Genomic DNA, 6,446 nt, shown 5'->3' with positions numbered 1-6,446 from the left:
GACGTGCTCTCGCTTCGCTACTCGGGTCCGGCACTCGGAAGGGGCAGCCTCTACCCCAAGGCCACCTCTACTCCCGTTCTTCGTTCGCACGCCTTGGGAAATCTTGTCAAAACGTGCCAGCACATTTTGACGATTTCCCTCTTTAGGCGGGGGCACGGTCGAGCTTTGCCCCGTCTGAAACTGCCCTGCGCGGGCGGCGGACGGCTAATAAGGCAAAGACAACCCTAACAAAACGCCCGATGGGCGCACCGGCGAGACGGAGCGATACTGCGTATCGCTTAACCAGTTCTGCCCAACCCGCTGTCCGCTCGCCAGCCGCGAAGCAGCCCCCCAAAAAATCCCCCCTCTCCACCGCCAACAAACAAAAAACGCCTTGGAATTTCGTTATAGATTCCAAGGCGTTTCATGCGGTGCGGACGAGACTCGAACTCGCGACCCCCTGCGTGACAGGCAGGTATTCTAACCAGCTGAACTACCGCACCCAATCGCAATCCCTACCCCGAGATTGCGGAGCAAAGATAAACACATTTTCTAAAACTGCAAACAACTTTCCGGATTTTATTCCTCACGACGGAAAAACGAAAACTGCACACTCCCGTAACTCCTTCGTTCCCAAAAGTTCGGATAGTCCGAAAAATCTTTCTGCGCCGAATGCTCCAGCACAAAAATCCCCCCCTCCCGCACGAATCCTCCTCCGAAAACCAACTCCGGCAACTGTTCGATCCCCGGCATATCGTACGGCGGATCGGCAAAAACCACATCAAAACGCTCCGTCCCCGCCATACTCTTCAAGTAGACGAAAACATTGGTTTTAATGCTCTGGATCTGCCCGAAACCGAGCTCCTGAGCCGTCGCCGCAATGAACCGCTGGTGGATCGGATTCATCTCCACCGACACCACCCGTTCCGCCCCCCGCGAAGCGAACTCATAACTGATCGATCCCGTTCCCGAAAAGAGATCCAGCACCTCGACCTCCTCCAGATCGTAGAGATTCTGCAACACATTGAAGAGATTCTCCTTAGCGAAATCCGTCGTCGGCCGCGCCCGGAAATTGCGCGGCGGCACGATCTGCCGTCGTTTGCGAACGCCCCCTACAATACGCATAACTCCCTAACCCGTTGATGATTATAGAATTTCACCTCCCGAGCATCCACCTCGCCGAAATAGCGACCGAAAAACTCCTGCAACCGCCCGACCCCCTCACCCGTCAAAACGATCCGATAGGTCGTAAAGCCGTCGTTTTTGAGCAGTTTCTGGACATAATAGAGCAACTCTTCCGGCGTATCGACCCGCATCGTCTCAGCCGCATACAACCCCCGATGCGCCACCGTCACATGCGCCACCTCGCCGTCCAACACCACCTGCACGCAATCGTTCGGCGTCGCCTCCAGCTCCAGCAGGAGCGGATGGTAGAACAAGGCCGCCGGATACAACTGCAACAAGACCGCCGCAATCCCCGAATCGACCTGCCAGACCGCCGCCGCCTGCGACGAGATCAGGTTGTTCGACAACGTCGTCATCCCCGGCACGTACATATTGGCCGCCGTCAGGTATTGTTCCGCCCGTTCCGGCTCGAAGAGCGCCTGCGGCACCAGCAGGACATTGTCCGTCGCGCACCCCACGAAGACCCTCCCGAGCGGCGGTGTCGTCGCGGTGAGCATCGGTTCCTGAGCCAGAATCGAGGCCATATCGGTCTCCCGATAAGCCGCCGCCCGCACAATCGCATCGCGCGCATCCACCCCTCTCCCCTCAGCCGCCCGTCCGACATCGAAGACCACAAAAGAAAATCCATTCAGACCGACCTGAATGGATAATTCTCTGTGTCTCAAGTTATGCCGCGCTACGTCCCGCATGGAATAATAAAAAATTTGAGCTGAAGGGCGACTTGTAAAAAGCCGCCCGAATAAGAAGGACAACCGCCTTCGCAAACAGCATCTACTCCCAGTTCCCCGCCTCGTTGGTGGTAGCGGTCAGCGACCCCACCTTCAAACCGTCGGCGCGGCTCAGCGTATTGACCTGATAATCCCGGAAGTTGATCAACTCCTGTTCATCCAAGTCGCCCAGGAAAGTCGGATACTTGGCGAAAACTTCCACCACCGGCACCACCACCTTGGATTCGGTTTCGATCGACGCCGTGTCCATCGCAAACTGCTGCAACCGGCCCGTCGCCTCGACCGAGAACGGGATGTAACGCAGGTTATTGAAATCCCCGCCCAGCGTGTAGAACCGAACGGTATCCTTCACCGCCACCTGGAATTTTTCGCGCCGCACCTGCCCCAAAGCCACCGCCAGCGAGTCGTCTTCCGATCCGGTCGCCCGTTCGAGCACCAGCGAGTCGTTTTCGACAAAAGCGATCAGCGAGTCGAAACTCGGAGTAAACTTCATGTATTTCGCCCGATAAGCCCGCTGCGCCTCGCGCACATCCTTCAAGCGTTCCACCACCTGCGCTTCGCGCTCCTTGCGAATGCGTTCGAACTCCAGCGGCGTGTTGAACAACGAATAGAGCCACCACACCAGTGCCGCGATCGCTGCCAGCAAAAGGACCTGAAGTAGAATTTTTTTCATCTTATGATTTTAGTTTTTAAGTTTGTTTGCGGTTAGCAGCAAAATCCGACCGCGCGAAACACCCGAAATTCCATGTCTCTGAGCCGTCATATTGCGTCCCAAATATACAGTAATTTTGCATTCGAACCAACAGCCGAGCAAAAAAAGTTGATCGACACGCTGGGCGACTACCTCGCCTCGGGCGACGAAAGCGCCGTTTTTCTGATCAACGGATACGCCGGAACAGGGAAAACGACCGTCATCGGCGCCCTGGTCCGCACCCTGCACCGGCTGGAGCTTCCGTGCGTGCTGATGGCCCCTACGGGGCGGGCCGCGAAGGTCATGGGGCGATATGCCGGCGCCGAAGCGCATACGATCCACAAAACGATCTACCGCGAGCGGGCGGCAGGCGGAGCCGAGGGGTCTAAGTTCGACCTGAACTTCAACAAATCGACCGACACCCTGTACATCGTGGACGAAGCCTCGATGCTGACCGGCCGTCCGGCCTCCGGCGGCGGAGAGGCGACCCTTTTCGGCTCCGGCGACCTGATCGACGACATGTTCGACTACATCCGACAGGGGCGGAACAACAAAGTGATCCTGGTGGGCGACCAGGCCCAGCTGCCTCCGGTCGGCTACGCCGTTTCGCCGGCCCTGAGCCCGGAGTATATGGCGCGGTACGGCACCGTCTGGAGCCACACCCTCTCCGAAGTGGTGCGCCAGCAGAGCGACTCGGGGATTCTGCACAACGCCACCCTGATCCGCCGCCTGATCGAGTCCGGCACCGCCGACATCCCGCAGCTCGACCTCCGTTTTCCGGACCTCGTGCGCATCGACAGCCGCGAACTGATCGACGAGATCGACACCTGCTACGGCCGCTACGGCCAGTCGGAAACGGCCGTCATCTCGCGCTCCAACAAGCGGGCCAACCACTACAACCAGGGGATTCGGCAAACGATACTGGACTACGAAGAGGAGATCGGCTCGGGCGACATGGTGATGGTGGTCAAAAACAACTACCACTACGTAGAGCTCGACCCGGAGGCGCGGATGGACTTCATTGCCAACGGCGACATCGCGCGCGTGCACCGAATTTATCGGACGCGGGAGAAGTACGGCTTCCACTTCGCCTATGCCGAGCTGGAGTTCCCCGACTACGACGACTACCGGCTGGAGTGCTGGCTGCTGTTGGACGTGCTGCACAGCCCCGCTCCGTCGCTGAGCCGCGAGCAACAGTCCCGCCTCTTTCTGGCCGTCGAAAAGGAGTATGCCGACATCACCCAGAAAGGAAAACGGTACAAGGCGGTGATGGCGGACGAATTTTACTGCGCCCTTCAGGTGAAATTCGCCTATGCGATCACCTGCCACAAGGCGCAGGGGGGACAGTGGTCGGCGATTTTTCTGGACATCGTCCTGTTCGGCGAGGAACCCATGACGCTGGAGTTGTTGCGTTGGCTCTACACCGCAGTGACGCGGGCGACCGAACGGCTCTATCTGGTCAACTACGACGACCGGTTCTTCTTAGAAAACGAATAGAGCGGCCCGCAAAACCTGCGGCCGCTCTATTCGATAGAGTTAACTCACAAAAAACTACTTGCTGAGTTTCTTTTCCTTGATCCGGGCTTTCTTACCGGTCAGGTTACGCAGATAGAAAATTCTTGCCCTGCGCACCACCCCGACTTTGTTGAGTTCGATTTTGCTGATCGTCGGCGAGTAAACCGGGAAGATACGTTCCACCCCGATCCCGTCCGAGATTTTACGGATCGTAAAGGTTTCGGTCGCCCCCGCCCCTCTCCGCTGGAGCACCACGCCGCGGAAATTCTGCAACCGTTCCTTGTTGCCTTCGCGGATTTTGATCGTTACGGTGATGGTGTCGCCCGCCTTGAAATTGGGGACTTCGGCCGTCTCCTGTTTGAAAGCCTCCTGGGCCACTGCAATCAGATTGTTCTTCATCGTTGAACTGAATCTAAAAGGTTAAAGTGCGGAATGTTACGGTTCCGTAGGGTGGTCGTCCTCCCCGCAGAGGGGAAAACAAACGGAGTCACTGCCCCGTTATCCGAACGCCGCCCGCCGTCAGAGATTCCTGCACGGAATTCGGCGCAAAAGTAGCGATAAAAACCCAACCGGCCAAATCTTCCTCTCGATTTTTCGTTCCGGACAACAAAAACAGACCGGCCGTCGGTGCCTTCCCCGAGAGCCCCTCTTCCGAAATTTCGCCCCGCCTGCGTTTTGTTCCGACAATATTTGGTAATTTTAGCCCCGTACAAAAGCATCACTACAGCATGTCCGAATCCGCAAGACCCCTCATCTTCGTCACCAACGACGACGGCGTACAGGCCGCCGGCATCGCCGCCCTCATTCGGCTGGCCACCGAATTCGGCGACGTCGTGGCCGTAGCGCCGAACGAGAGTTACTCCGGGATGTCCCATTCGATCACCATGCAGCGTCCGCTGTTCGTGAGCGCCGTGAGCAGCGAGCCGGGACTGGAAGTCTACTCCTGCACCGGCACGCCCGTGGACTGCGTGAAGATCGGTTTCGACGAGATTTTGGGCGACCGGCGTCCCGACCTCGTTCTGTCGGGCATCAACCACGGTTCGAACGCCAACGTCAGCGTCATCTACTCCGGCACGATGGGGGCCGCCACCGAAGCCGCCCTGTACGGCATTCCGTCGATCGGCTTCTCGCTCACCGACCACTCGCCGGCCGCCGATTTCACGGCAGCCGTGCACTATGCCCGCGAGATTCTCGCCCGGACACTGGCCCTGCCGGCGGAACGTCTGGCCGGCCTGTGCCTCAATGTCAACGTGCCCGACATCCCGTTCTCCGACATCCAAGGCATCCGCGTCTGTCGCCAAACGCGCGGCAACTGGCGCGAAGAGTTCGTCCACCGCACCGATCCGCAGAATCGGGACTATTATTGGATGTCGGGCCGGTTTTACAACTTCGAGACCGAAGCGGAAGATACGGACGAATGGGCCTTGCGACACAGATATGTGGCGGTTGTGCCGGTCCAGATGGATCTGACGGACTACGCCCGGCTCGACACCCTGCGCGACCACCTGAGCCGCCCCGGGCTACCGCGAGAAATCTGACGGTGGACTGAATCGAGCAGGCAGCGAAGGCTCCGTCTGGTCGGCATCGCACAGCAGCGCCAGCAGCACCAATAGTATGATCCTACGTTTCATGACCAGTGCGATCCAGGCCGATTTCCCCAGCTATCGCATCAGCGGTTTTCCGTTGCGTTGCCTCTCGGAATAAACGGGGCTGACACGGCTAATTGGGAGTGCGGCACGCACCGCCCGTCCACGGGACGTGGGGCCCGCACGGCCGACGCGTTCGCGTCATGGCGCGCGGCCGTTATTACTTTCCAGTTGCTCGCGCGCCACGCTTTAGGAGGGAAATCGTCAAAATGCGCTGGCGCGTTTTGACAAAATTTCCCAAGGCGCGCGAACAATGAGCAGGGCCGAGGCGGCCAATAAAACGCCCTGCGGGCGCACCCCGGGCTTCCGCCACGGAGGCAATACAGGGCGATTGGGCGGCCTGACAAGGACAAGCGTCGGCCACCGTGTGTACAATTGGTCTTCCGCCACGGACGACATTGGCGGCCTGGACTTGATTTTCTCTTCGCAGGCCCTCGGCACCGACTACTCGGACGACCGCGCCAACGGTTTTCCGTTGCGCTGCCTCTCGGAATAAACGGAGGTGCGTGCTCGCAATGGACAATAGGCTCTAACTACTTTAATTTGCTCTTTGAATTAACACCTGCGGTTTGAAAATCGCACTACTCGCTCTCGGTCTTAGCAGTCCGCCGCTAGCGGGGCGCAATCGAGCTTGCGAAAATACAATTGCCTTAGCGGGTCGAAGCCTGCGGGGCCCATAGCAACGTCAGTTGCGGGCCTCCG

At 58.5% G+C, this 6,446-nt stretch carries 7 protein-coding genes and 1 tRNA gene; 3 read left to right on the top strand and 5 right to left on the bottom strand.

The features are described from left to right. Window positions 1-408: 408 nt before the first annotated feature. The 4 genes from QZ302_RS08090 to QZ302_RS08075 form a co-directional block, all read right to left on the bottom strand. Window positions 409-482, bottom strand: a tRNA-Asp gene (locus QZ302_RS08090). Window positions 483-558: 76 nt separating this feature from the next. After that, on the bottom strand, window positions 559-1,104 hold the full coding sequence (locus tag QZ302_RS08085) for an RsmD family RNA methyltransferase (RefSeq protein WP_294594309.1): 546 nt from the start codon (window positions 1,102-1,104) through the stop codon (window positions 559-561). After that, window positions 1,092-1,853 carry a DUF3822 family protein gene (locus QZ302_RS08080; protein ID WP_294594308.1) on the bottom strand — a complete coding sequence of 254 codons (762 nt, stop codon included), beginning with the start codon at window positions 1,851-1,853 and terminating at the stop codon, window positions 1,092-1,094. Before QZ302_RS08080 ends, QZ302_RS08085 begins: the two co-directional genes overlap by 13 nt. An 82-nt stretch (window positions 1,854-1,935) precedes the next feature. Further along, window positions 1,936-2,565, bottom strand: coding sequence for a hypothetical protein (locus QZ302_RS08075; RefSeq protein ID WP_294594307.1), 630 nt, complete (start codon window positions 2,563-2,565; stop codon window positions 1,936-1,938). 72 nt (window positions 2,566-2,637) lie between these two features. Here QZ302_RS08075 and QZ302_RS08070 point away from each other — a divergent pair, with 72 nt between their 5' ends. Further along, a complete protein-coding gene (locus QZ302_RS08070; RefSeq protein ID WP_294594306.1) occupies window positions 2,638-4,080 on the top strand; it encodes an AAA family ATPase in 1,443 nt (480 codons plus the stop codon). A gap of 54 nt (window positions 4,081-4,134) precedes the next feature. On the opposite strand, the gene rplS is transcribed toward QZ302_RS08070, so the two are convergent. After that, on the bottom strand, window positions 4,135-4,497 hold the full coding sequence (gene rplS, locus QZ302_RS08065; protein WP_294594305.1) for a 50S ribosomal protein L19: 363 nt from the start codon (window positions 4,495-4,497) through the stop codon (window positions 4,135-4,137). Window positions 4,498-4,826: 329 nt separating this feature from the next. On the opposite strand from rplS, the gene surE reads away from it, so the two are divergent. Together surE and QZ302_RS08055 are read left to right on the top strand one after the other, a co-directional pair. After that, window positions 4,827-5,636, top strand: a complete 810-nt coding sequence (gene surE / locus QZ302_RS08060) for a 5'/3'-nucleotidase SurE (protein ID WP_294594304.1) — start codon at window positions 4,827-4,829, stop codon at window positions 5,634-5,636. Between the two features lie 475 nt (window positions 5,637-6,111). Further along, the gene (locus QZ302_RS08055; protein WP_294594303.1) at window positions 6,112-6,240 is read left to right on the top strand and encodes a hypothetical protein; all 129 of its coding nucleotides are present in this window, start codon (window positions 6,112-6,114) and stop codon (window positions 6,238-6,240) included. Window positions 6,241-6,446 lie beyond the last annotated feature (206 nt).

It is taken from the genome of uncultured Rikenella sp., assembly GCF_910579375.1.
Classification (GTDB): domain Bacteria; phylum Bacteroidota; class Bacteroidia; order Bacteroidales; family Rikenellaceae; genus Rikenella.
The sequence above is the reverse complement of the archived record's forward strand: the minus strand, read 5'-3'. Positions and strand labels throughout refer to the sequence as shown.

Bases quoted from the DNA above. Each gene is read 5' to 3' on its own strand.
- QZ302_RS08085 (WP_294594309.1), bottom strand. From the start codon at position 1,104: ATGCGTATTGTAGGGGGCGTTCGCAAACGACGGCAGATCGTGCCGCCG.
- QZ302_RS08080 (WP_294594308.1), bottom strand. From the start codon at position 1,853: ATGCGGGACGTAGCGCGGCATAACTTGAGACACAGAGAATTATCCATT.
- QZ302_RS08075 (WP_294594307.1), bottom strand. From the start codon at position 2,565: ATGAAAAAAATTCTACTTCAGGTCCTTTTGCTGGCAGCGATCGCGGCA.
- QZ302_RS08070 (WP_294594306.1), top strand. From the start codon at position 2,638: ATGTCTCTGAGCCGTCATATTGCGTCCCAAATATACAGTAATTTTGCA.
- rplS (WP_294594305.1), bottom strand. From the start codon at position 4,497: ATGAAGAACAATCTGATTGCAGTGGCCCAGGAGGCTTTCAAACAGGAG.
- surE (WP_294594304.1), top strand. From the start codon at position 4,827: ATGTCCGAATCCGCAAGACCCCTCATCTTCGTCACCAACGACGACGGC.